Source organism: Micromonospora sp. NPDC005298 (assembly GCF_040607375.1).
Classification (GTDB): domain Bacteria; phylum Actinomycetota; class Actinomycetes; order Mycobacteriales; family Micromonosporaceae; genus Micromonospora.
Genome location: NZ_JBEXGP010000019.1, coordinates 36,842 through 58,866, shown reverse-complemented (window position 1 = coordinate 58,866; position 22,025 = coordinate 36,842). Strand labels below are relative to the sequence as shown.

Below are 22,025 nucleotides of genomic sequence, written 5' to 3'. Positions count from 1 at the left end.
GTCAGAAAAGGCTCGTGGCGTTCCCCACACCACCGCCTGGTTTAGCCGGTGTGCTCGGCGTCGTACCTGGTCCGCGCCTCGGCGATGGCCCGGCGATGACGCTCGGCCCAGCTGGTCAGGGCGACCAGCGACTCGTACAGCTCCATCGCCATCGGGGTCGCCGTGTACTCCACCTTCGGCGGAACGGTCGGGTAGACCGTGCGGTGCAGGAGACCGTCGCGCTCCAGGTTGCGCAGGGTCAGCGTGAGCATGCGGCGGCTGATGCCCTCGATGTGCCGTTCCAGTTCGGTGAAGCGCACCGGGCCGTTCGACGCGGCCACCAGGATGCCGATGCTCCACTTGCCGCCGACCCGGTCGAGGACCTCGCGGACCGTGCACGCCCGGGCCTGCCCGGGGGTGAACGGCACGCTCCCGGCGGCACAGGTGAACTCCGCCTCGACCTGCACGGACACATCGCTGTTCCTCTGGGACATCACAGTGCCTCCTTCCGCTCAGCCTCATGGTCACAGACGATGGCACCAGTAACAAAGCGTGCACCAAGGAGGAAGTTCGATGACCCGTACCGCCCCGGCCCGCTGGCCGGCCCTGCTCGTGCTGTGCGCCGGCAGCCTGATGATCATCCTGGATGGCAGTGTCGTCTCGGTGGCGCTGCCCGCCGTCCAACGCGACCTGGGTTTCACCGCCGCAGACCTGGCCTGGGTGGTCAACGCCTACCTGGTCGCGTTCGGCGGGCTGCTGCTGCTCGCCGGCCGCCTCGGCGACCTGCTCGGCCGGCGCCACGTCTTCCTCGCCGGCGTCGCCCTGTTCACACTGGCCTCACTGGCCTGCGCGACGGCCACCGGGACGGCGCAGCTCATCGCCGCGCGCTTCGGGCAGGGCGTGGGCGGCGCGTTCGCGATGGCCGTCAGCCTCGGCATGATCGTGCGGCTCTACCCCGAGCCGGCCGAGCGGGCTCGCGCCATCGGCGTCTTCAGCTTCACGGGTGCGGCCGGCGCGTCGGTCGGGATGGTGGCCGGAGGTGTTCTCACCGAACTCGCCGGCTGGCGTTCGATCTTCCTGGTGAACCTCCCGATCGGGTTGGCGATCCTGCTCGCCGCCGTCCGCCAACTCCCCGCCGAACGGGGCATCGGCCTGCGATCGGGCCTCGACGTGCCGGGGGCGCTGCTCGCCACCGCCGGCCTGATGACCGCCGTACTGGCCATCGTGGGCACCGGCGAGCACGGCTGGACCAGCCCGCGGACCCTCGGCGCGGCGGCGCTCGCGGCGCTGCTGCTCGGCGGCTTCGCGGTACGCCAGCGGACGGCGTCCACCCCGCTGCTGCCGGGCCGGGTGCTGCGCGTGCCGGGCCTGGTCGCGGCGAACACCGTGCAGTTCCTCGTGGCGGCCGCGTTCTTCGGCTTCCAGTTCCTGCTCGCCGTCGAACTGCAACTGGTGCTCGGGCTGGACGCCGCGGCGACCGGCTGGGCGTTCCTGCCCACCCCCGTGGTGATCGCGGTGATCTCGCTCGGGCTGGCCGGGCGACTCATCGCCCGCTGGGGCGCCCGCAGCGTCCTGCTGGCCGGGCTCGGCCTCGCGACAGTCGGCTTCCTGCTGCTCGCCCGGCTGCCCGCCGACGGTCGCTACCTGGCAGACGTCCTCCCCGCGATGGTGATCTTCGGGGTCGCCGGCGGCCTGACCCTGCCGGCGGTCACCACGCTGGCCATGACCGGCGCGACCGACGCGGACGCCGGGCTCGCGTCCGGGCTCGTCAACACCACCCAGCAGGTCGGCGGCGCGGTCGGGCTGGCCGCGCTGGCCACCCTGGCCGCCGCCCGCAGCGACGTCCTGCGGGCCGGTGGCTCGGCCGAGACGGCCGCCCTGGCGGCCGGCTACCGGACGGCGTTCGCCGTGGCCGCCGCCCTGGTCGTCGCCGCACTGCTGGTGGCGCTGGGCACGCTGCCGCGACGGCCGGCCGGCCCGCTGACCGACGCCGGCGCGCCGGCCGGCGACGGCGGTCACCGGAAACAATCCGGCTCGGAACGACGCGCCCGGTTGACCGACGACGCCGGGGCCGAAAGGGTGATCGGATGAGCGAGGCTGACGAGACCCGCGACGGGGTGGCCCTGACCAACCTGGACCAGCCCCTGTCCGACGGCGGCGACGCGACCAAGCGCGACCTGGTCGACTACCTGGACGCGGTCGCCGACCGGATCCTGCCCCAGCTGCGGGACCGGCCGCTGTCGGTGATCCGGGTCCGCCCCGGCCAGCCGCCGTTCATGCAGAAGAACCTTCCCCGGTACACCCCCGACTGGGTGCGTCGGGTGCCGATCTGGGCGGAGGCGTCGCACCGGGAGATCTCGTACGCCCTCTGCGACGACCGGCGCACCCTGCTCTGGTTCGCCAACCAGAGGGCTGTGGAATACCACCCGACTCTGAACACCGTCGCGGACCAGCACCGCCCGACCCACCTGGTGCTCGACCTGGACCCACCCGAGGGTGGCGGATTCTCCGCCGCGGTCGGCGCCGCGCTGCTGGTCCGCCAGGCGCTCGCCGACGCCGGCCTCTCCGGGGCGGTCAAGACGAGCGGCGCCAAGGGCGTGCACGTCTTCGTCCCGCTGGCCGGCGACCCCGACGCCGAGGAGGTGGCCGCGGCCACCCGGGCGCTCGCCGTCCGCGCCGAACGGATCGACCCCGCGCTGGCCACCACGGCGTACATCAGGGAGGAGCGCGGCGGCCGGGTCTTCGTGGACGCCACCCGGGCCGGCGGCGCGACGGTGGCGGCCGCCTACAGCCCACGGCTGCGCCCCGGGGTGCCGGTCTCGTTCCCGGTCGACTGGGCCGACCTGAGCGGGGTGACCCCGGCCGACTTCACCATCCGGACCGTGCCGTCGTTGCTGGCCGGCACCGACCCGTGGGCGGCGGCGATGCCGGCGCCGCAGCCGCTCCCCGCCGACCTGGTGGCGGAGGGCCGGACGATCCCGGTGGCCCGTGTGCAGGCCATGCACGAGGGCAAGCGCCGGGCCCGTGCCCGCCGCGAGGCCGGCTGAACGGCGTCGGTGATCTCGTAGGCGGCCAGGGACGTGCGCTCAGCGGTCGGCTCGGCGTGGCCGGCTGACGGGAGCGCTGAGCATGCCGGTGATGGCGTCGACGAGGAAGTCGCCGACCTCGGGCCATCGCGGGTCTTCGCCGTCGCGTTCGGCGCGTGCCTCGACCTCCGCCGTCGCTGTGCTGACGATTCGGGTGATCAGGCGCGCCCGGCCGGCGACCACCTCCGGGTCGAGGTGCCGTAGCCGCCCGGCCAGTGACCCGCGCAGCTGTAGTGCCTGTGGCGTGGTGTCCTGCGCCTCCCGCATGATCGGCTGGGTGGCGGGGTTGTGGAGGACGTGGTCGAGGAACCGGGCCCGCCAGCTCGGGCGCGGTAGCTGGTCGAGGACCCGCATGCTCGGCGCCACGAGACCGCGTATGTCGCCGAGGACGGAGTCGTCGGTGGGGGGCATGCCGACGCGTTGTTGCGCCACCTCGTGCACGTGGCGGGCCATGAGCGCCTTCAGCAGGCCCTCGCGCCCACCGAAGTAGTAGCGCACCGCCGAGTGGTTGGTGTTCCCGGCTGCCTCGGCCACCCGGCGGTCGGAGATCTCCGCGACTCCCGACTCGGCGAACAGCCGCTCTGCCGCGTTCAGCAGCGCGGTGCGGGCCGCCTCGGACCGCCTCATGACCGGCCCCCTCGCTTGTTCGCCGACTGTGACTCAGGTCAACCTAGCCGGATTCCCGGTCCCGGCATTCGCCCCCTACAGTTTGTAAGTCAACTGGCGTACAAACTTGAGCTGGAGCGTGCATGGATACCGAAGCCGTGATCGAGGCTGCCGACGTGGTGGACGGCCGCCCGCCCGGCGCGGAGCGCAAGGAACAGATCATCCGGATGGTCGCCCTGTTCGTGATGCCGTTCCTCATCGTCACGATGATGTTCGCGACCTACATGTCGACCATGCACTCGCCGCACCCCAGGGACATGCCGGTAGCGGTCGTCGGCAGCGGCGCCACGGCACAGGCCGTCGTCGACGGGCTCAACGCCGCTCCGGGTGACAGCACCGAGGCCACGCTGGTGGCGACCCGCGACGACGCGGTCGACCTGCTGCACGACCAGGAAGCCGCCGGCGCGCTCGTGCTGCCCACCGAGGGCGGCGTCGACGCGACGATCCTGACCGCCTCGGCGGCCGGAGCATCGCAGAACGCCACAGTCCAGCAGTTGCTCGCGCCCGTTGCCGTCCAGAACAGCTGGCAGACCACCACCGAGGACGTCGCACCGCTACCCGACGGCGACCGGGCCGGCATCGCGGTCCTGTTCGCCGCCATGGGCATGATGCTCGCCGGCTACGTGCCGCTGAGCATCATGGTGATGGGCGTACCCCACCTGCTGCGGCTGCGACGGTTCCTCCCCGTACTGGCCGGCTGGTCCGCGGTCACCAGCTCGATCATCTGGCTCATCCTCGGGCCGATCGTGGGCGCCGTCGACGGCCACTACCTCACCTTCCTCGGCGTCGGCATGCTCGCCACCGCGGCCGTCGGCCTGGCCCAGCTGCTGCTCTCCAAGCTGGTCGGGCCCCTCGCGGTGCTGCCGGGCATGCTGTTCTGGGTGGTACTCGGCATGCCCGCGTCGAACCTGGCGCTGTCCGTGCACAACATGCCCGGCTTCTTCCAGTTCCTGCACGGCGTGCTCCCGCTCCCGGCGGCCGGTGAGGGGCTGCGCTCGGTCCTGTACTTCGACGGCAACGGTCTGGGCACCCACCTGCTCGTCCTGGCCGCGTGGGCCGTGGCCGCCCTCGCGCTCTGCGTGCTCAAGGAGCGCGGCGCGAGCGGCGCCACCATCCCCGGCGTACCGCCGATCCCCGACCCCGACGCGAAGGCCCCGGCCCTCGCCGGCGGGCCGCCGCGCTCCAAGCGATTCCGGTACGTGGCAGCGGCCGGCTTCCCGCTGGGTATCCTCGTGGCCGTCGTGGGTGCCATGGGCTTCTCCATGCACAAACCGCAACCGCACGACATCCCGGTCGTCGTGGTCGCCGCCGCCCCGGGGCAGGCCCAGCAGACCGCTACCGGTCTCAACGCACAGCTTGACGGCATCCTCGACGTCACTGTCGCCGACACGGTCGAGGAGGCCACCCGGCAGATCCGCGCGCGGGACACCGTGGCGGCCTTCGTCCTGCCGTCGGCACCCGACACCCCGGCGACGCTGTACTCGGCATCCGCCGCCAACGCCAGCCAACAGTCCACGATCCGTTCGATCTTCCAGCCGATCGCCGCGGCCCAGGACCTTCCGCTCACCCTGACCGACGTGCAGCCCCTGAGCGAGACCGACACCGGCGGCAGCAACAGCATGTACGTCGGCATGTCCTGGATCATGGCCGGCTTCCTGTTCCTGGCCGTCCTGCGCGGCGGTGCCCCGCACGTGCGCCGCCTGCCCCAGTTCCTGCCCCTCCTGGGCGGCTGGGCGATCGGCATGTCCGTCTGGTTGTGGTTCCTCTTCGACGTGATCATCGGCGCGATCAGCGGCAACGCCCTGGAGATGATCGGCTACGGCGCCCTGACCATCTTCTCGGTCTCCCTTGCCACCGGCGTGCTCACCCGCACCGTGGGCCTGGCGGGCATCATCCCGATGATGGTGGTGCTGATGATGGCCGGCGTGCCCGCCTCCGGTGGCGGCATGTCCGTGTACCTGGTCCCGGAGGTGTTCCGCCCTCTCCAGGACGTGCTGCCGCTGCCCGCGGCGGTCGACATCGCCCGGTCACTGCGGTACTTCGACGGCGTCGGCGTCGGACAGAACCTGCTCGTCATCGCCGTCTGGGGGGCGGTCGGGCTCGTCCTGAACCTGGTGATCGACAAGTGGCTCGAGCGCCGCGAGCGCCGCTCGGGTGCCGACGGCGGCCCGGATGCCGCGCCGGCACCGGACGCGCCCCTGCGGCTGGTGCCGGCCGACGCGCACTGAGCGGCGTCGAAGCCCACCGCCGATCCTTCCGGGCCGGCGGTGGGCTTCGGGCTCAACGCCCCTGTAGGCGCTTCACGTTGTCGCCGAACGTCCAGCCCTTCGACCCGTCCCAGTTCGCCGACCAGGTCATCAGACCCTTGAGACCGGGTACGGAGTTCCACGCCTGCGTGACAAGCGACGTCGACAGGTAGCCGCCACCCGCGCCGGTCTGCGCGGGCAGACCCGGTACCTGCTTGTCGTACGGCACCCGGATGGTGGTGCCCTGGATGGTCAGGCCGTTGTTCAGGCACTGCGTCTGCACCGTGAAGCCCTGCACGGTGCCGGCGGGGTACGAGTCGCCGGCGCAGCCGTACATGCTGCCGTTGTAGTACTGCATGTTCAGCCACCAGAGCCGGCCGTTGTCCACGTACTTCTTGATGATCGGCAGGTACGACCCCCAGATCGAGCCGTAGACCACGCTGCCGCCGGTGACGTAGGCCGTCTCCGGTGCCATGGTCAGGCCGAAGTTCGAGGGCATCCGGGCCAGCACCCCGTCGATGATCCGGATCAGGTTGGCCTGCGACGTGGACAGGGTGTTGATGTTGCCGCTGCCGGTGAGGCCGGTCTCGATGTCGATGTCGATGCCGTCGAAGTGGTAGGCGGTGAGGATCGGCACGATCGTCGCGACGAACCGGTCGGCGACCGCGCTGGAGCTCAGGTCGATGCCTGCGGCGGCTCCGCCGATCGACATCAGGATGGTGGCGCCGGCCGCCTTGGCCTGGCACATCTCGGCGGGGGTGGCCACCTTGACGCCGGCGTCCATGCCGTTCTCCCAGAGCACCGTGCCGTCCGAGCGGATCACCGGGAAGGCCGCGTTGATCACGTTGTAGCCGTGCTGGCCGAGGCGGCCGTCGGTGATCGGGATCCAGCCCAGGCCGGGGTGTACGCCGTTGGAGGCGCCGTCCCAGTTCTCCCAGTAGCCCTGCAACACCTTGCCTGCGGGTCGGGACTTCACCGCGCAGGTCCCGCCGGTCGGCGGGGGAGTGGTGGGCGGGGGTGTGGTCGGTGGTGGGGTGGTGGGCGGCGGCGTGGTCGGCGGTGGTGGGGTGGTGGGCGGCGGGGTGCCTCCCGAGCACGCGCCCAGGTCACGCCACAGCGACGGGGTCGAGGCCGGGTTCCAGCCGGCGCCGGGGTGGGCGGTGTGGGTGACCAGCGCCTGGTACAGCCGGCCGCCGTAGGTCACCTGGGCACCTGCCGTGTAGGTGTTGCCCTCGGCCCAGCCCGGGGCCGTGCAGGCGACCATCGGGGCGGCGGCCGCCGAGGACACGGCTGCCATGCTGCTGGGGACGAAGGCGACGGCCGCCGCGACGGTCATCGCCGCCCCGGCCACCACTGCGAAGATCCGACGGCTTCTCATGCTGACTCCCCAGGCATCGACGACCCGCGACCTCCACATATTGACGTCCGTGACAGCTGTTAGCAAGGGTTGTTAACAGATTCGGGATGGTGGACGCCCACACGAACAAGGCCCCTGGCGGACTCTGCGCGCGCCGGCCGCGCGGTCGAGGTCCAGTGGGCCACCTTGCGTAGGCTGCCCTGGTGCAGATCGACCTGGTTGCCTTGATCGTCGAGGAGTACGACCCGGCGATCGCGTTCTTCATCGACGTACTTGGCTTCGACCTCGTCGAGGACTCCCCTTCGCTGACGAACGACGGGCGACCCAAGCGGTGGGTCGTCGTGCGGCCCCCGGGTGCCCAGACCGGGATTCTGCTCGCTCGCGCCGACGGGGAACACCAGCGTGCCGCTGTCGGTGACCAGGTAGCCGGCCGGGTCGGGTTCTTCCTCCGCGTCGACGACTTCGACGCCGCTCACCGGCGGATGACCGAGGCCGGTGTCACCTTCGTCCGGGCCCCGCGGACCGAGCCCTATGGTCGGGTCGCGGTATTCCTCGACATCGCCGGCAACCGGTGGGACCTCCTCGGCGGGACCTGACGTCACCGCGCTTGCCGGCCAAATCGCCAAGGTCGCAGACTCTGGTCTGCCGCCGTGCGGCTGCCGGCGATCGGGGTTTCCGGTGACGGCCGGACACGGCCGGACACACGAGTAAGGCCCTCGACCCGGGTTTCCCCTGATCAAGGGCCTTGGCCGCTTGTCACAGCCTTCTTAGCAAGTGTGCCCCCGGCAGGATTCGAACCTGCGCCCCCGCCTCCGGAGGGCGGTGCTCTATCCCCTGAGCTACGGGGGCTCAGCGACTGGAGAAGACTAGCAAACCTCCTCCAGGAACACCGAATCGGTATCGGTGCCCCGATCGTGTCGCTGACCCGGTCAGGCGGCGGCGATGACCCGGCCGCAGCTCGGCAGCGGGTGCAGGACGATCCGGCGCGGAAGCCGGCGCGGCCACTCGTTGCGGGGCCAGGAGCCGTCCACGATCAGGTGCACCGTGCGCTCCTCCTCGCCGCTGAGTCGCAGCACGAAGTCGCGGGGGAGCGGTGGGTCCACCGTCGGCGTGGTGATCATGAAGCGCACCCGGCCCCGCGACGACACGGCGGAGATCACGTCGGCCGCCGGCATGGTCCCGCGCAGTCGTACCCGCCCGATCCAGTAGACCTCGGCGAGGTGTTCCTGGGCGGCCCGGGTGATCGCCGGATATTCGCTGCGTACCCAGCGTTCGACCGCGCTGACGCAGAGCCCGCAGGCCCGCTCGCGGGGCTCGCGCGGACCCAACCCCCAGGCCCGCAGGTACGCCCCGACCGCGCCGGCGTCCAGCGGCAGGTCGAACCGGCGCTGGATGAGCGTGGTGAGGCTCTGCCGCGTCCACAACTCCTCGTCCAGGCCGAACTCGTCGGGGTGGACGCCCCGCAACACGTCGATCAGTTCGAGTTCCTGTTCGCGGCTGAGCATTCCCGGCTCGCCCTGCCGCTGTCCGCGACGGACGGCTGCCACCGCCCCGTCACCGCCGATGGTGTGGCGTCGGCACCAACTGGTGACCGAGCGCCGTGCGTCTCTGAGTGCAACCCCCACGTCTTGGGCAACGAGCCCGAATCGCAACTGGTCACGATATGTGGGGAGAAAACTCTCTAAGCAACGTAATCGCCTGGACCGCGCAAAACGCCCACAGGGGACACGCTGGGCGTTCGGCACCCACATGGCACGGGCCCGCGCCCCGCCGACGTGCGGCGGTGACGCGGGCCCGGTACGCCCGGCTCGGGTCAGCCCTTGGCCTGCGCCTGGAGCTGCCGGAGGTTGTTCAGCTCGCTCTGCTGGGTGGCCTTCATGGTCCGGGCCACCCGCAGCACCTCGTCGTTGTCCGTCTCGCCGAGCGCGGCGTCGATCATGTGGATGCCGCCCAGGTGGTGGTCGTACATCAGGGCGAGGAACTGGCGGTCGACCTCGATGCCCCGGGCGTCGCGCAACGCGGTCATCTGCTGCGGGGTGGCCATCCCGGGCATCAGCCCGTTCTTGACCGTCGCCCCGTCGGACATCCACGCCATCGGCGGCCGGGACGCGGTGGGGCTCAACTCCCACTCGCGCAGCCAGGTCTGCATGGCGCCGATCTCCCCCTGCTGCCCGGTGGCGATGTCGACGGCGATCTGCCGCACCTCGGGCAGCGTCGCCGACCGGTACGCGATGAGGCTCATCTCCACCGCCTGGGCGTGGTGCGTCGTCATGTCCCGCGCGAAGCCGGCCTCGACCGAGGCGTCACCGGGTCGGGTGAGCCGAGGGGTGAGCAGACCCCCGGCGTACCCGAGAAGCAGCCCCACCACCAGCAGGGCGGCGAGCGCGGGCACGCCGTAGCGCCGCGCCGACGCCCGGCCGCCCTCCTCGGGGGTGGCCTCGACCTCGTCGTACTCGCTGTCGGTGGTGGCGGGAGCGGTCATCGCGGTCCTCGGTTACTGGGTCGGCTGCTGCTGCTGGAGTTCGCGGGGGGTGGTGCCGGTCGCGGTGATGCCCGTGTTGCACAGAGCGGTCGGGCCCTCGACCGAGGCGTTCACGCGCAGGTCCTTGATGAAGTCGTCGATCCGCTTGTCGTCGGCGTTGTCGACCTTGAGCTGGTAGCCCCACGCCTGGAGCGAGATCGGCTTGTCCAGGCCCTCGTACGGGCTCATCAGCATCTTCTCGACGCCGCGCACCTTGCCGGCGAGCTTGTCGATCTGGTCCTGCGGCAGACCCGGCCGGTAGGTGATCCAGACGGCGCCGTGCTCCAGGCTGTGCACCGCGTGCTCGTTGGCGATCGGGGCGTCGTAGACGTCGCCCATGCAGTTCTGCCAGGCGGCGTTGTGCACCCCGCCCACCGGCGGCGAGTACTTCCAGGTCAACGGGCCCGACTTGTGCGCCTCGTACTTGAGGCTGTCGGGGTCGGCCTTGCGGATGTTGGTGATGCCGTCGATGGCGTTGGCCCGCTTGTCCCACGGCTTGGAGCCCTGGAACGACGCCCAGGCGCCGTAGCCGATGATGCCGGCGGCGAGCACGCCGACCGCGACGAAGAGCGCGATCGGGCCCCAGGCCCGGCCCTGGCTCACCTTGACCGGGGTGACCGGCTTGCGGGGGCCCTTGCCACCTGCCCGGGGGGTGCCCGCGGGCTTACCCGCCGGCTTGCCGGAAGCAGCCTTGGCGCCGGACGCCGGCCGGCCCGCTGCCGGCTTCTTGCCGGTGCTGACCACGGTCGGGCGGCGCTCAGGGCCACCCGGGGTGCTGATGCTCATCGTGCCTCGTCAAGTCGGTCGGTCAGGGGAGATGGCGGGCCGGTTGACGCGCAGGGTAGCCGCCGAGTGCCCGAGTCTACCCCCGATAACATGGGAGGGTGACTCCTGCAGAACTCGCCTCGGTCGTCCTCGCCGCCGCCCACGCCGTCTTCACCGAGCGTGGCCTGGACCGCGCCGCACTGCCGGCGAGCACGGTGGTGGAGCGACCGCGCAACCCCGAGCACGGCGACTACGCCTCCACGCTCGCCCTGCAGTTGAGCAAGAAGGTGGGCGTCCCGCCGCGTGAGCTGGCCACCGCCCTCGCCGACGAGCTGGGTCGGGCACCGGGCGTCAAATCGGTGGAGATCGCCGGTCCGGGTTTCCTGAACATCCGGCTCGACGCCGCCGCCGCCGGCCAGCTCGCCCGGCTGATCGTCGAGGCCGGCGCCGAGTACGGCCGCAGCGACCGGCTCGCCGGCGAAAAGATCAACCTGGAGTTCGTCTCGGCGAACCCGACCGGCCCGGTGCACATCGGCGGCGTCCGCTGGGCGGCGGTCGGCGACGCGTTGAGCCGGCTGCTGCGAGCCACCGGCGCGCAGGTCGGCACGGAGTACTACTTCAACGACGCCGGTTCGCAGATCGACCGGTTCGCCAGCTCGCTGCTCGCCGCCGCCAAGGGCGAGCCGGCGCCGGAGGACGGGTACGGCGGGGCGTACATCGCCGAGATCGCCGCCGAGGTGCGGGCCCGCCGGCCGGACGTGCTGACCCTGGACGACGCCGCCGCCCGGGAGGTGTTCCGGGTCGAGGGCGTCGCGCTCATGTTCGACGAGATTCGCTCCTCGCTGCGCGACTTCGGGGTGGAGTTCGACACCTACTTCAACGAGAAGGACCTGCACGACCGGGGCGAGTTGGACCTCGCCCTGGCCCGGCTGCGCCAGCAGGGGCACCTCTACGAGTCCGAGGGCGCCACCTGGCTGCGGACCACCGACTTCGGCGACGACAAGGACCGGGTGCTGCGCAAGTCCAACGGCGAGTGGACGTACTTCGCCGCGGACTGCGCCTACTACCTGGACAAGCGCGAGCGCGGCTTCGAGCGGGTCGTGATCATGCTGGGTGCCGACCACCACGGCTACATCGGCCGGATGAAGGCCATGGCCGCCTGCTTCGGCGACGACCCGGAGCGCAACCTGGAGATCCTCATCGGGCAGCTGGTCAACCTGGTGCGCGACGGCGCCCCGCTGCGGATGAGCAAGCGGGCCGGCACCGTGATCACCCTGGAGGACCTGGTCGACGCGATCGGCGTGGACGCCTCCCGGTACGCGCTGGCCCGCTACTCCAGCGACTCCCCGATCGACATCGACATCGAGCTGTGGACCCGGGCGACCCGCGACAACCCCGTCTACTACGTGCAGTACGTCGCCGCCCGGACGGCGGGCGTGGCCCGCAACGCCGCCGAGGTGGGGCTGGTGCCGGGTGACGCCGACGCGTTCCGCCCCGAGCTGCTCGACCACGAGAAGGAGAACGAGCTGCTCAAGGCGCTCGCCGAGTTCCCGGCGGTGGTGGCCACGGCCGCCGAGCTGCGCGAGCCGCACCGGGTGGCCCGCTACCTGGAGGAGAGCGTCGCCGCGTCCTTCCACCGGTTCTACGACAACTGCCGGGTGCTGCCGCTGGGCGACGAGGAGGTCACCGACCTGCACCGCGCCCGGCTCTGGCTCAACAACGCCACCCGCACGGTGATCGCCAACGGCCTGCACCTGCTCGGCGTCTCCGCACCGGAGAGGATGTGACATGAGGGCTCATGAGGCTGGTGCGCTGCACGCGGACATCAGCAATCAGGGGCCGGCCTGGCTGCGTACCCCGGCCGACGTCAACGCCCTCATGCCGGCGCTGTGGCCGCGCAGCGTGACGCGCGGCGCCGACGGCGCGGTCGCCGTCGCGGGCCTGAGCGTCCGCGACATCGCGGCCGAGTTCGGCACCCCGGTGTACGTCCTGGACGAGGCCGACCTGCGTTCGCGCTGCCGCGACTTCCGGGCGGCCTTCCCCACCGAGGACGTCTACTACGCGGGCAAGGCGTTCCTGTGCCGGGCGGTGGTCCGGATGATCGCCGAGGAGGGTCTGCACCTGGACGTGTGCAGCGGCGGCGAGCTGGCCACCGCGCTGTCGGCGGGGATGCCCCCGGAGCGGATCGGCTTCCACGGCAACAACAAGTCGGTCGCCGAGCTGACCCGGGCGCTCGACGCCGGGGTGGGGCGGATCATCGTCGACTCGTTCACCGAGATCGACAGGCTCACCGCGCTGGCCCGCGAGCGGGGGGTGCGGCCCCGGGTGCTGGTCCGGGTCACGGTCGGCGTCGAGGCGCACACCCACGAGTTCATCGCCACCGCCCACGAGGACCAGAAGTTCGGCTTCTCCCTCGCGGGTGGTGCCGCCGCGAACGCCGCCTTCAAGATCCTCGACGAGGGTGTGCTGGAGCTGCGGGGTCTGCACTCGCACATCGGCTCGCAGATCTTCGACGCCAGCGGCTTCGAGGTCTCCGCCCGCCGGGTGCTCGCCCTCCAGGCGCAGATCCGCGACGCGCGCGGCGTGGAGCTGCCCGAGCTGGACCTGGGCGGCGGCTTCGGCATCGCGTACACCTCGCAGGACGACCCGGCCAGCCCGCAGGACCTGGCCAAGCGCCTCCGCAAGATCGTCGACTCGGAGTGCGCGGCGGAGAACCTGGCCGTCCCGCACCTGTCGATCGAGCCGGGCCGGGCCATCGTCGGGCCTGCCGTGTTCACCCTCTACGAGGTCGGCACGGTCAAGGACCTCGACGGCATCCGGACGTACGTCAGCGTGGACGGCGGGATGAGCGACAACATCCGCACGGCCCTGTACGACGCGTCGTACTCGGCCACGCTCGCCTCCCGGGCGTCCGTCGCGCAGCCGTTGCTCGCCCGCGTGGTGGGAAAGCACTGTGAGTCCGGGGACATCGTGGTGAAGGATGAATTCCTGCCCGCCGACGTGCAGCCCGGAGATCTTGTCGCAGTGCCCGGCACCGGCGCGTACTGCCGGAGCATGGCCAGCAACTACAACCACGTACCCCGGCCACCGGTGGTCGCGGTGCGCGACGGCCACGCGCGGCTGATCGTCCGGCGGGAGACCGAAGAGGACCTGCTGGCATTGGATGTTGGATGACGTCACCTGTGCGCTTGGCACTGCTCGGTTGCGGCACGGTCGGCCAGGAGGTGGTCCGGCTGCTGCACGAGCAGGCGACCGACCTGGCCGCCCGCATCGGCGCCCCGCTGGAGATCGCCGGCATCGCCGTCCGCCGGCTCGGCCGGGACCGTGGTGACCTGCCGGTCGACGACGAGCTGTTCACGACCGACGCGCTCGGCCTGATCAAGCGCGACGACGTGGACGTGGTGATCGAGGTCGTCGGCGGGATCGAGCCGGCCCGGAGCTGGCTGGTCGAGGCGCTGCGCGCCGGCAAGAGCGTGGTCACGGCCAACAAGGCGCTGCTCGCCGAGGACGGCGCGGCGCTGCACGACGCGGCGGCCGAGGGCGGCGGCGACCTCTACTACGAGGCGTCCGTGGCCGGGGCCATCCCGTTGCTGCGCCCGCTGCGCGAGTCGCTGCACGGCGACCGGATCACCCGGGTCACCGGCATCGTCAACGGCACCACCAACTTCATCCTCTCCGCGATGGACGCCACCGGCGCCGGCTTCGCCGAGGCCCTCGACGAGGCCACCGAGCTGGGGTACGCGGAGGCGGACCCGACGGCCGACGTGGAGGGCTTCGACGCGGCGGCCAAGGCTGCGATCCTCGCGTCGCTGGCGTTCCACACCCGGGTCGCCGCCGCCGACGTGCACCGGGAGGGCATCACCGAGGTCACCGCCGCGGACGTGGCGAGCGCCCGGGCGATGGGCTGCACCATCAAGCTGCTGTGCATCGCGGCCCGGGGTGTGGACCCGGCCGGCCGGGAGACGGTGAGCGTCCGGGTGCACCCGGCGATGATCCCGCGCAGCCATCCGCTGGCAAGCGTCGGCGACGCGTTCAACGCGGTCTTCGTGGAGGCCGACGCGGCCGGTCAGCTCATGTTCTACGGTCGGGGCGCCGGTGGCGCGCCGACCGCCAGCGCCGTGCTCGGTGACGTGGTCGCGGTGTCCCGCAACCGGCTCGCCGGGGTGCGCGCGGCCAGCGAGAGCGCGTACGCGGACCTGGCGGTCCGGCCGATGGGGGAGGCGCTGACCCGCTACCACGTCAGCCTCGACGTGGCCGACCGTCCCGGTGTGCTGGCCGCGGTGGCGAGCGTGTTCGCCCGGCACGACGTGTCCATCGCGACCGTGCGGCAGGGCTCGGCGAGCGGGTCACCCGGCCGCAGTGGCGACGCCGAGCTGGTCATCGTCACCCACGTGGCACCCGACGCGGCGCTCGCCGCGACCGTGGCCGAGCTGCGTGGCCTGGATATTGTCCGGTCGGTGACGAGCGTGCTGCGGGTCGAGGGCGGCGCGTGAGTCGTTGAACCGTCGGTGGGTCGGTTCGCGCGTCCCGCCAGGTGGGTAACCCGGGGTGTGCCGTCGATGCCGCCGGCAGGGTGGTCCAGGGTGGCCGTGTGCTCGGGTCGAGGCGGCGGTAGAGGCGAGGAGAACGACATGTGGCGGGGTCTGATCGAGGCGTACCGGGATCGGCTGCCGGTCACCGCGGCAACGCCCGTCGTCACGTTGCACGAGGGGAACACGCCGCTGCTGCCGGCACCCGTGCTGTCCGCCCGGATCGGCTGCGACGTGTACCTCAAGGTCGAGGGCGCCAACCCGACCGGCTCCTTCAAGGACCGGGGGATGACCCTCGCGGTCTCCAAGGCGGTCGAGGCCGGCAACAAGGCCATCATCTGCGCGTCCACCGGCAACACCAGCGCCTCCGCCGCCGCGTACGCGGCCCGGGCCGGGCTGACCTGCGCCGTGCTGGTGCCGCAGGGCAAGATCGCGTTGGGCAAGCTCGCCCAGGCGCTCGTGCACGGCGCGAAGCTGCTCCAGGTGAGCGGCAACTTCGACGACTGCCTGGCGCTCGCCGCCAAGCTCGCCCAGGACCACCCGGTCGCCCTCGTCAACTCGGTGAACATCGACCGGTTGCACGGCCAGAAGACCGCCGCCTTCGAGATCGTCGAGGCACTCGGTGACGCGCCCGACATCCACTGCCTGCCGGTCGGCAACGCCGGAAACATCTCCGCCTACTGGATGGGGTACGCGGAGGAGCGCGCCGCCGGCGCCACCACCCGCGCACCCAGGATGTACGGCTTCCAGGCCGCCGGGGCCGCCCCGATCGTCACCGGTCAGGTCGTGCCGGAGCCGTCGACGATCGCCACCGCGATCCGGATCGGCAACCCGGCGAGCTGGACCAAGGCGTTGGACGCGCGGGACACCTCCGGCGGGCTGATCGCGGCGGTGACCGACCGGGAGATCCTCTCGGCGTACCGTCTGCTCGCCCGCGAGGTGGGCGTCTTCGTCGAGTTGGGCAGCGCGGCGAGCGTGGCCGGCCTGCTCCAGCAGGCCGCGGCGGGCATGGTGCCGCCCGGCTCGACGGTGGTCTGCACGGTGACCGGCCACGGCCTGAAGGACCCCGAATGGGCGATTTCCACGGCGCCCGCGCCGCTGACCATCGCGAACGACCCGATGGCTGCGGCCCGCGCCCTCGACCTGGCCTGAGCGCGCCACCGCCTGGTCGGTGACCGGCGGCAGCCGGCCGGTTCGCGGGACGGGCGTGGGGGCGGCGGGGGTTCTGGTGATCGTGTCCGGCACACTTTCACGTATCCCCGCCCGCATTCTCGTTCAGGAGTGAGCCAGGCCGATGTCGCTGCTCGCCAGATTCAGCCTCGCCAACCGGGGGCTCGTCGCCCTCATCGCGGTGGTGATTACGGCGTTCGGAGCGTTCGCCGTGCCATCGCTGAAGCAGCAACTGCTGCCGTCGCTCGAGTTCCCGGCCGCGTTCATCGTGGCTCCCTACCCCGGTGCCGGCCCCGAGATCGTCGAGTCGCAGGTCACCGAGCCGATCGAGAACGCCCTCCAGGGCATCCCGGGGCTGGACAAGGTCACCTCCACGTCCCGCGAGGGCTCGGCCACCGTCCAGGTGATGTACGAGTTTGGCACCGACCTGGACGACGTGGTCAACAAGATGCAGACCGCGTTAAGCCGGATCGACTCCCAGCTGCCGGAGGGCGTCGACCCGCAGGTCATCGCCGGTAGCACCGACGACCTGCCGGCGGTCGTGCTGGCCGCGACCGGCGCGGGGGACGAGCGGGCGCTGGCCGAGAAGCTGCGGACGGCTGTGGTGCCGGAGCTGGAGGGCGTCGAGGGGGTCCGCACGGTCGAGGTGACCGGCACCCGCGACGACGTCGTGCTCGTCACCCCGGACCCGGCGAAGCTGGCCGCGGCGCGGGTCCAGCCGACGGCGATCGGCGCGGCGCTGAAGACGAACGGCGTGGCGGTTCCCGCCGGCGCGGTGACCGACGGCGCGCTGTCCCTTCCGGTGCAGGTCGGCACGCCGATCGCCACCCTGGACGACCTGCGCGGCATCGTGGTCTCCCCGGGCGCGACGCCGGTGCGTCTCGCTGACGTGGCGAGCGTCGAGCAGCAGCTCGCCCCGGCCACCGCGATCACCCGGACCAACGGCAAGGACAGCCTCGGCATCGCTGTCACCGCCGCGCCGGACGGCAACGCGGTGCAGATCTCGCACGACATCCGCGACCGGCTCGACGACCTGAAGGACGCCTCCGGCGCGGAGCTGACAGTGGTCTTCGACCAGGCCCCGTTCGTCGAGAAGTCGATCGAGTCGCTGACCACCGAGGGCCTGCTGGGCCTGGTGATGGCGGTCATCGTCATCCTGGTCTTCCTGCTGTCGGTGCGCTCGACGGTGGTCACCGCCGTCTCCATCCCGCTGTCCGTGCTGGTGGCGCTGATCGCTCTGTGGATCGGCGACTACTCGCTCAACCTGCTCACCCTCGGCGCGCTGACAATCGCGGTCGGCCGGGTGGTCGACGACTCGATCGTGGTGTTGGAGAACATCAAACGACACCTGGAGTACGGCGAGGAGAAGCGGCAGGCCATCGTCACCGGCGTCCGTGAGGTGGCCGGCGCGGTGACCGCGTCCACCCTCACCACGGTGGCGGTGTTCGCGCCGATCGCTCTGGTCGGCGGGTTCGTCGGGCAGCTCTTCGCGCCGTTCGCGATCACCGTGACGGTGGCCCTGCTCGCCTCGCTGCTGGTGTCACTGACGGTGATCCCGGTGCTGGCGTACTGGTTCCTCAAGCCGCGCGGCGGCACCGTCGACGACGAGGCGGTGCGGCGCGGCGCGGAGGAGAAGGAGCTGCGCAGCCCGTTGCAGCGGGCCTACCTGCCGGTGATCGGGTTCGCCACCCGCAAGCGGTCGACCCGCTGGATCACCGTCGGGCTCGGCCTGCTGGTGCTCTTCGGCACCTTCGGCCTCGCGCAGAAGCTGGAGACCAACTTCCTGGACGACTCCGGCCAGGACACCCTCAACATGAGCCAGGAGCTGCCGGCCGGCAGCGGGCTCGCGGCCACCGACGCGGCGGCCAAGCAGGTCGAGTCGGTGCTGTCCCGGACCGAGGGCGTCCAGACGTACCAGGTGACCGCCGGCGGCGGGGACAACCCGTTCGGGGGCGGCGGCAACAACATCGCGACCTGGTCGCTGGCGCTCGACGGCGACACCGACGCGAAGCAGATGCGTGAGGTGCTGCGCGCGGAGTTCGACAAGCTCGGCAGCGGACTGGGCGAGATCAGCTTTGGCGGCGGGCAGCAGGCGTCGACCAGCCAGCTCGAGGTGATCGTCCAGGCCAGCGACCCGCAGGTGCTGGCGCGGGCGGCCGAGGAGGCCCGTACGGCGATGGCCGGCGTGCCGGACGTCGAGGATGTCACCACCAGCCTCGCCGCGCAGGTGCCGCGGGTCGACGTGACAGTCGACCGGGTCGCGGCCGGTCGGGTGGGGCTCACCGAGGCCGCCGTGGGGCAGCTCGTGTCGCAGGCGTTCCGGGGCGCGCCGCTGGGTCAGGTCACGGTCGACGGCCAGCAGCAGAACGTGGTGCTGCGGCTGGGTACGCAGCCGCCGGTGTCGGTGGAGCAGTTGCGGGCGCTGCCGGTGGGTCCGGTCAAGCTGGGCGACATCGCGGAGGTCACGCAGGGCGAGGGGCCGCAGCAGGTCAGCCGGATCGACGGTGAGCGCAGCGTGTCGGTGACCGGCGCCGCGACCGGCTCGAACCTGGGTGCGACGAGCCAGGAGCTGCAGAAGCGGCTGGACGGCATCAACGTACCCGGGGCGACCTTCACCATCGGTGGGGTCAGCGCGGACCAGGCGGACGCGTTCGGTGATCTGGGCCTGGCGGTGCTGGCCGCGATCGCGATCGTGTTCCTGATCATGGTGGCCACGTTCCGCAGCCTCACCCAGGCGCTGATTCTGCTGATCTCCATCCCGTTCGCGGCGACCGGCGCGATCGGCCTGCTGCTGGCCACCGGGACGCCACTCGGCGTGCCGGCGCTGATCGGCGTGCTGATGCTGGTCGGCATCGTGGTGACCAACGCCATCGTGCTGCTCGACCTGATCAACCAGTACCGCGCCCAGGGCATGGGGGTCCGGGAGGCGGTGGTCGAGGGTGGCCGGCGTCGACTGCGTCCGATCCTGATGACCGCCGTGGCGACGATCTTCGCGCTGCTGCCGATGGCGCTCGGGTTGACCGGCGAGGGCGGGTTCATCTCGCAGCCGCTGGCGGTCGTGGTGATCGGTGGTCTGCTCAGCTCGACGCTGCTGACGCTGATCCTGGTGCCGACGCTGTACACGATGGTGGAACACACCAAGGAGTCGCTGCGTGAGCGGCGTCGGCGTCGTCGCTCCGGCGACCCGGCGGTGACCGGGCCGACCGGTCCGGCGGAGGCCGAGCCGGACGGCCCGAACCAGGTGGCGGTGCCGACCGGTGCCCCCGCGTCGACCGGCACGTCCCGCCCGGCCGGGGCCGAGGGCTCCCAGTCGGCGGCGGAGCGTCCGGCCCCGTCGGGCGCGCTGGTGGACGGCACGGACCAGTTCGAGGTGCTGCGGCTGCCCCGTAGCCGCACCTCGCCGCTGCCCCCGTCGGAGCCGACCGAGTAGTCGTCCCGACAGCGCGGAACGCCCCCGGCAGGCTCGACCCGCCGGGGGCGTTTCCCGTCGTCGACCGGGACACACCGACCCACACGACGGAACCTGCACCTTGGGTCACGTCTTGCATACTCCTTGTAGGTGTTGGGGGTGCCGGCGAGTGGGGCGGGTGGATGACCGAGGGCGCGTACGGGTGGTCTCGACGCGATCTGCTGCGTCGGGCCGCGCTTGTCGCCACCGGGGCGGTCGCCGGGGCGGGAGCCTCCGAGGCGTGGTCCACGCGGCGCCGGCTGCCGCTGGCCGGTGGACCGGCGAGCGCCACGAGCGGCAACGGCCAGCAGGACGTCGGCTCCGGCACCCTGCCGGTCGTCTGGTCGGTGTCGACCACGCGGCGGCTGGTCGCGCTCACCTTCGACGACGGACCCGCCCCACAGTGGACGCCGATGGTGCTGGACACCCTGGCCCGGCACCGGGTGCCGGCGACGTTCTTCCTGGTCGGCGCGCAGGTCCGCAAGTACCCGGATGTCGTACGCGGCCGGCTCGCCGAGCACGAGGTGGGCAACCACAGTTGGCGGCACCGGGATCTGGCCCAGCTGGACACCACGGCGGTGTACGACGATCTGCGCCGCAGCCACGACGCGATCGCCGACGTGACCGGGAGTTCGCCCCGGCTGCTCCGCCCGCCGTACGGCCACCTCGGTGGGGCGGTGCTGCACGCGGCGGCACGGCTGGACTACCGGCTGGTGCTCTGGTCGTTGCAGATGGTGGAGCGCGAGTATCCGCACGACCCGGCCGGTCACGCCCGGCGGATCGTCGCCGAGGTCCGACCCGGGGCGATCGTGCTCGGGCATGACGTCGGCGACCAGCGCCGCCTGGTGGCGCTCCGTGGCCTCCCCGACATGATCATCGGCCTGCGGGCACGTGGCTACACCTTCGTCACCGTCTCGGCGCTGCTGGGAGCGGGTGTCACCCCGACCCGGACCGGGTAGGGTCGCGCTCCGTGGCGTCCACCCTCTCGGTCCTTACCGGCAATCGGAGCTTTCGCAATCTCTTCCTCGCCGAGCTGGTGGTCTTCGGCGCGGACTGGTTCGTCATGGTGCCGCTGCTGGTGCTGCTGCCGCAGCTGACCGGCAGCGGCGTGTGGGGCGCGCTGGTGCTCGCCGTGGACACCGGCATCGTGGCGTTGCTGCTGCCGTACACCGGCACGATCGCCGACCGGTTCGACCGCCGCAAGATCATGATCGGCGCGAACGTGGCGGCCCTGGCGGGCGTGCTGCTGCTGCTCGGCGTGCGGAGCCGGGGCACCGCCTGGCTGGCACTGGTGGCGATCGGCGTCGTCGCGGTGGCCAAGGCGTTCTACTCGCCGGCCGCCCAGGCCGCCCTGCCCAACGTCCTGGAGCCGCACGAGCTCGCCGCCGGCAACGCCGTGGCCGGCTCGGCGTGGGGCACCATGACGGTGGTGGGCGCCTCGCTCGGCGGTGTGCTCAGCTCGGCCACCGGCCCGTACGCCTGCTTCTGGGTGGCGGCGGTGGGCCTGGCGATCGCCGCGGGCCTGGCCACGCGGATCCGCCGGCCGTTGCAGGCGCCACGCGACAGCGCCCTCCCGGTCCAGCGGACCTGGGCGGCGGTCCGCGAGGCGCTCGGCTACATCGGCCACCGGCCGCGCGTCCTGGCGCTGGTCACGGTCAAGTCGGCGGTCGGGCTCGGCAACGGGGTGCTGACCGTGTTCCCACTGCTTGCCGGCGTGTACGGGGTCGGTTCGCTGGGCGCGGGCCTGCTCTTCGCGGTACGCGGGGCGGGGGCGCTGGTCGGGCCCATCCTGATGCGTCGGGTGCTGACCAACAGGTCCTGGCTGCTGCCCGGGCTCGCCCTCTCCATGTCGCTCTACGGCGTGTCCTACCTGGGCGCGTCGGTGGTCCGGTGGTTCCCGTTGGTGCTGCTGCTGGTCTTCCTGGCGCACTTCGCGGGCGGCAGCAACTGGGTGATGTCGAACTTCGCCCTCCAGGGCGAGGTGCCGGACCGGTTGCGCGGTCGCGTCTTCGCCACCGACATGATGCTCGCGACGCTGGCCATCTCCGTGAGTCAACTGGCGGTGGCCCTGGTCGTGGACGTCGTGGACGAGCGCGTCGTGCTTGCCGGCTGCGGCCTGGTCACCCTCGTCTACGCGGTGGGCTGGCGGATCGCCACTCGCAAGTTGTCGCTGACCGACCCCAGTACCGAGCCGGTTCCCGACCCGGCCGGCTGAACCGACCGGTCCCACGCAGCGGGCACGGGACGGGATGGTCGGT

17 protein-coding genes and 1 tRNA gene are annotated in these 22,025 nt (G+C 71.9%); 11 read left to right on the top strand and 7 right to left on the bottom strand.

Annotation, left to right across the window (positions count from 1 at the left end; all coding sequences use genetic code 11):
* Window positions 1-41 precede the first annotated feature (41 nt).
* Complete coding sequence (locus ABZS77_RS22895; RefSeq protein WP_354826171.1) at window positions 42-476, bottom strand: helix-turn-helix domain-containing protein; 435 nt, start codon at window positions 474-476, stop codon at window positions 42-44.
* A 76-nt stretch (window positions 477-552) separates the two neighbouring features.
* Between ABZS77_RS22895 and ABZS77_RS22890 the strand changes: the two genes are divergently transcribed.
* Together ABZS77_RS22890 and ABZS77_RS22885 are read left to right on the top strand one after the other, a co-directional pair.
* Entirely contained in the window at window positions 553-2,070 is a 1,518-nt protein-coding gene (locus ABZS77_RS22890) for an MFS transporter (RefSeq protein ID WP_354826168.1), read from the top strand.
* A complete protein-coding gene (locus ABZS77_RS22885; RefSeq protein ID WP_354826166.1) occupies window positions 2,067-3,026 on the top strand; it encodes an ATP-dependent DNA ligase in 960 nt (319 codons plus the stop codon). The genes ABZS77_RS22890 and ABZS77_RS22885 overlap by 4 nt, the downstream gene beginning before the upstream one ends.
* A gap of 39 nt (window positions 3,027-3,065) precedes the next feature.
* On the opposite strand, the gene ABZS77_RS22880 is transcribed toward ABZS77_RS22885, so the two are convergent.
* Complete coding sequence (locus tag ABZS77_RS22880) at window positions 3,066-3,692, bottom strand: TetR family transcriptional regulator (protein WP_354826163.1); 627 nt, start codon at window positions 3,690-3,692, stop codon at window positions 3,066-3,068.
* Between the two features lie 122 nt (window positions 3,693-3,814).
* On the opposite strand from ABZS77_RS22880, the gene ABZS77_RS22875 reads away from it, so the two are divergent.
* Window positions 3,815-5,959 carry an ABC transporter permease gene (locus ABZS77_RS22875; protein ID WP_354826160.1) on the top strand — a complete coding sequence of 715 codons (2,145 nt, stop codon included), beginning with the start codon at window positions 3,815-3,817 and terminating at the stop codon, window positions 5,957-5,959.
* A 52-nt stretch (window positions 5,960-6,011) separates the two neighbouring features.
* On the opposite strand, the gene ABZS77_RS22870 is transcribed toward ABZS77_RS22875, so the two are convergent.
* Window positions 6,012-7,355: a glycosyl hydrolase family 18 protein gene (locus tag ABZS77_RS22870; RefSeq protein WP_354826157.1), complete on the bottom strand. Its 1,344-nt coding sequence runs from the start codon at window positions 7,353-7,355 to the stop codon at window positions 6,012-6,014.
* A 179-nt stretch (window positions 7,356-7,534) separates the two neighbouring features.
* On the opposite strand from ABZS77_RS22870, the gene ABZS77_RS22865 reads away from it, so the two are divergent.
* Window positions 7,535-7,930 (top strand): VOC family protein, encoded by a 396-nt coding sequence (locus tag ABZS77_RS22865; RefSeq protein WP_354826334.1) that lies wholly within the window; start codon window positions 7,535-7,537, stop codon window positions 7,928-7,930.
* A 181-nt stretch (window positions 7,931-8,111) separates the two neighbouring features.
* On the opposite strand, the gene ABZS77_RS22860 is transcribed toward ABZS77_RS22865, so the two are convergent.
* The 4 genes from ABZS77_RS22860 to ABZS77_RS22845 form a co-directional block, all read right to left on the bottom strand.
* Window positions 8,112-8,183 (bottom strand) — tRNA-Arg (locus ABZS77_RS22860).
* Between the two features lie 80 nt (window positions 8,184-8,263).
* Window positions 8,264-8,959 carry a winged helix-turn-helix domain-containing protein gene (locus ABZS77_RS22855; RefSeq protein ID WP_139586631.1) on the bottom strand — a complete coding sequence of 232 codons (696 nt, stop codon included), beginning with the start codon at window positions 8,957-8,959 and terminating at the stop codon, window positions 8,264-8,266.
* A gap of 188 nt (window positions 8,960-9,147) precedes the next feature.
* Window positions 9,148-9,816, bottom strand: a complete 669-nt coding sequence (locus tag ABZS77_RS22850) for a DUF305 domain-containing protein (RefSeq protein WP_354826154.1) — start codon at window positions 9,814-9,816, stop codon at window positions 9,148-9,150.
* 12 nt (window positions 9,817-9,828) lie between these two features.
* Complete coding sequence (locus tag ABZS77_RS22845) at window positions 9,829-10,641, bottom strand: DUF3105 domain-containing protein (protein WP_354826151.1); 813 nt, start codon at window positions 10,639-10,641, stop codon at window positions 9,829-9,831.
* 98 nt (window positions 10,642-10,739) lie between these two features.
* On the opposite strand from ABZS77_RS22845, the gene argS reads away from it, so the two are divergent.
* The 7 genes from argS (at window position 10,740) to ABZS77_RS22810 (ending at window position 21,982) form a co-directional block, all read left to right on the top strand.
* Window positions 10,740-12,407, top strand: a complete 1,668-nt coding sequence (argS, locus tag ABZS77_RS22840) for an arginine--tRNA ligase (protein ID WP_354826148.1) — start codon at window positions 10,740-10,742, stop codon at window positions 12,405-12,407.
* A 1-nt stretch (window position 12,408) separates the two neighbouring features.
* A complete protein-coding gene (gene lysA, locus ABZS77_RS22835) occupies window positions 12,409-13,794 on the top strand; it encodes a diaminopimelate decarboxylase (protein ID WP_354826145.1) in 1,386 nt (461 codons plus the stop codon).
* Between the two features lie 8 nt (window positions 13,795-13,802).
* On the top strand, window positions 13,803-15,113 hold the full coding sequence (locus tag ABZS77_RS22830; protein ID WP_354826330.1) for a homoserine dehydrogenase: 1,311 nt from the start codon (window positions 13,803-13,805) through the stop codon (window positions 15,111-15,113).
* Window positions 15,114-15,251: 138 nt separating this feature from the next.
* The gene (gene thrC / locus ABZS77_RS22825; RefSeq protein ID WP_354826142.1) at window positions 15,252-16,301 is read left to right on the top strand and encodes a threonine synthase; all 1,050 of its coding nucleotides are present in this window, start codon (window positions 15,252-15,254) and stop codon (window positions 16,299-16,301) included.
* A gap of 142 nt (window positions 16,302-16,443) precedes the next feature.
* Entirely contained in the window at window positions 16,444-19,749 is a 3,306-nt protein-coding gene (locus ABZS77_RS22820; protein ID WP_354826140.1) for an efflux RND transporter permease subunit, read from the top strand.
* Window positions 19,750-19,910: 161 nt separating this feature from the next.
* Complete coding sequence (locus ABZS77_RS22815) at window positions 19,911-20,726, top strand: polysaccharide deacetylase family protein (protein ID WP_354826137.1); 816 nt, start codon at window positions 19,911-19,913, stop codon at window positions 20,724-20,726.
* Between the two features lie 11 nt (window positions 20,727-20,737).
* Window positions 20,738-21,982 carry an MFS transporter gene (locus ABZS77_RS22810; RefSeq protein WP_354826135.1) on the top strand — a complete coding sequence of 415 codons (1,245 nt, stop codon included), beginning with the start codon at window positions 20,738-20,740 and terminating at the stop codon, window positions 21,980-21,982.
* The last annotated feature ends 43 nt before the right edge of the window (window positions 21,983-22,025 follow it).

Excerpts from the sequence above, each read along its gene's own strand:
- ABZS77_RS22845 (WP_354826151.1), bottom strand. The coding sequence starts at position 10,641 with ATGAGCATCAGCACCCCGGGTGGCCCTGAGCGCCGCCCGACCGTGGTC.
- lysA (WP_354826145.1), top strand. The coding sequence starts at position 12,409 with ATGAGGGCTCATGAGGCTGGTGCGCTGCACGCGGACATCAGCAATCAG.
- ABZS77_RS22870 (WP_354826157.1), bottom strand. The coding sequence starts at position 7,355 with ATGAGAAGCCGTCGGATCTTCGCAGTGGTGGCCGGGGCGGCGATGACC.
- ABZS77_RS22890 (WP_354826168.1), top strand. The coding sequence starts at position 553 with ATGACCCGTACCGCCCCGGCCCGCTGGCCGGCCCTGCTCGTGCTGTGC.
- ABZS77_RS22875 (WP_354826160.1), top strand. The coding sequence starts at position 3,815 with ATGGATACCGAAGCCGTGATCGAGGCTGCCGACGTGGTGGACGGCCGC.
- thrC (WP_354826142.1), top strand. The coding sequence starts at position 15,252 with ATGTGGCGGGGTCTGATCGAGGCGTACCGGGATCGGCTGCCGGTCACC.
- ABZS77_RS22815 (WP_354826137.1), top strand. The coding sequence starts at position 19,911 with ATGACCGAGGGCGCGTACGGGTGGTCTCGACGCGATCTGCTGCGTCGG.
- ABZS77_RS22820 (WP_354826140.1), top strand. The coding sequence starts at position 16,444 with ATGTCGCTGCTCGCCAGATTCAGCCTCGCCAACCGGGGGCTCGTCGCC.
- ABZS77_RS22885 (WP_354826166.1), top strand. The coding sequence starts at position 2,067 with ATGAGCGAGGCTGACGAGACCCGCGACGGGGTGGCCCTGACCAACCTG.
- ABZS77_RS22880 (WP_354826163.1), bottom strand. The coding sequence starts at position 3,692 with ATGAGGCGGTCCGAGGCGGCCCGCACCGCGCTGCTGAACGCGGCAGAG.
- ABZS77_RS22850 (WP_354826154.1), bottom strand. The coding sequence starts at position 9,816 with ATGACCGCTCCCGCCACCACCGACAGCGAGTACGACGAGGTCGAGGCC.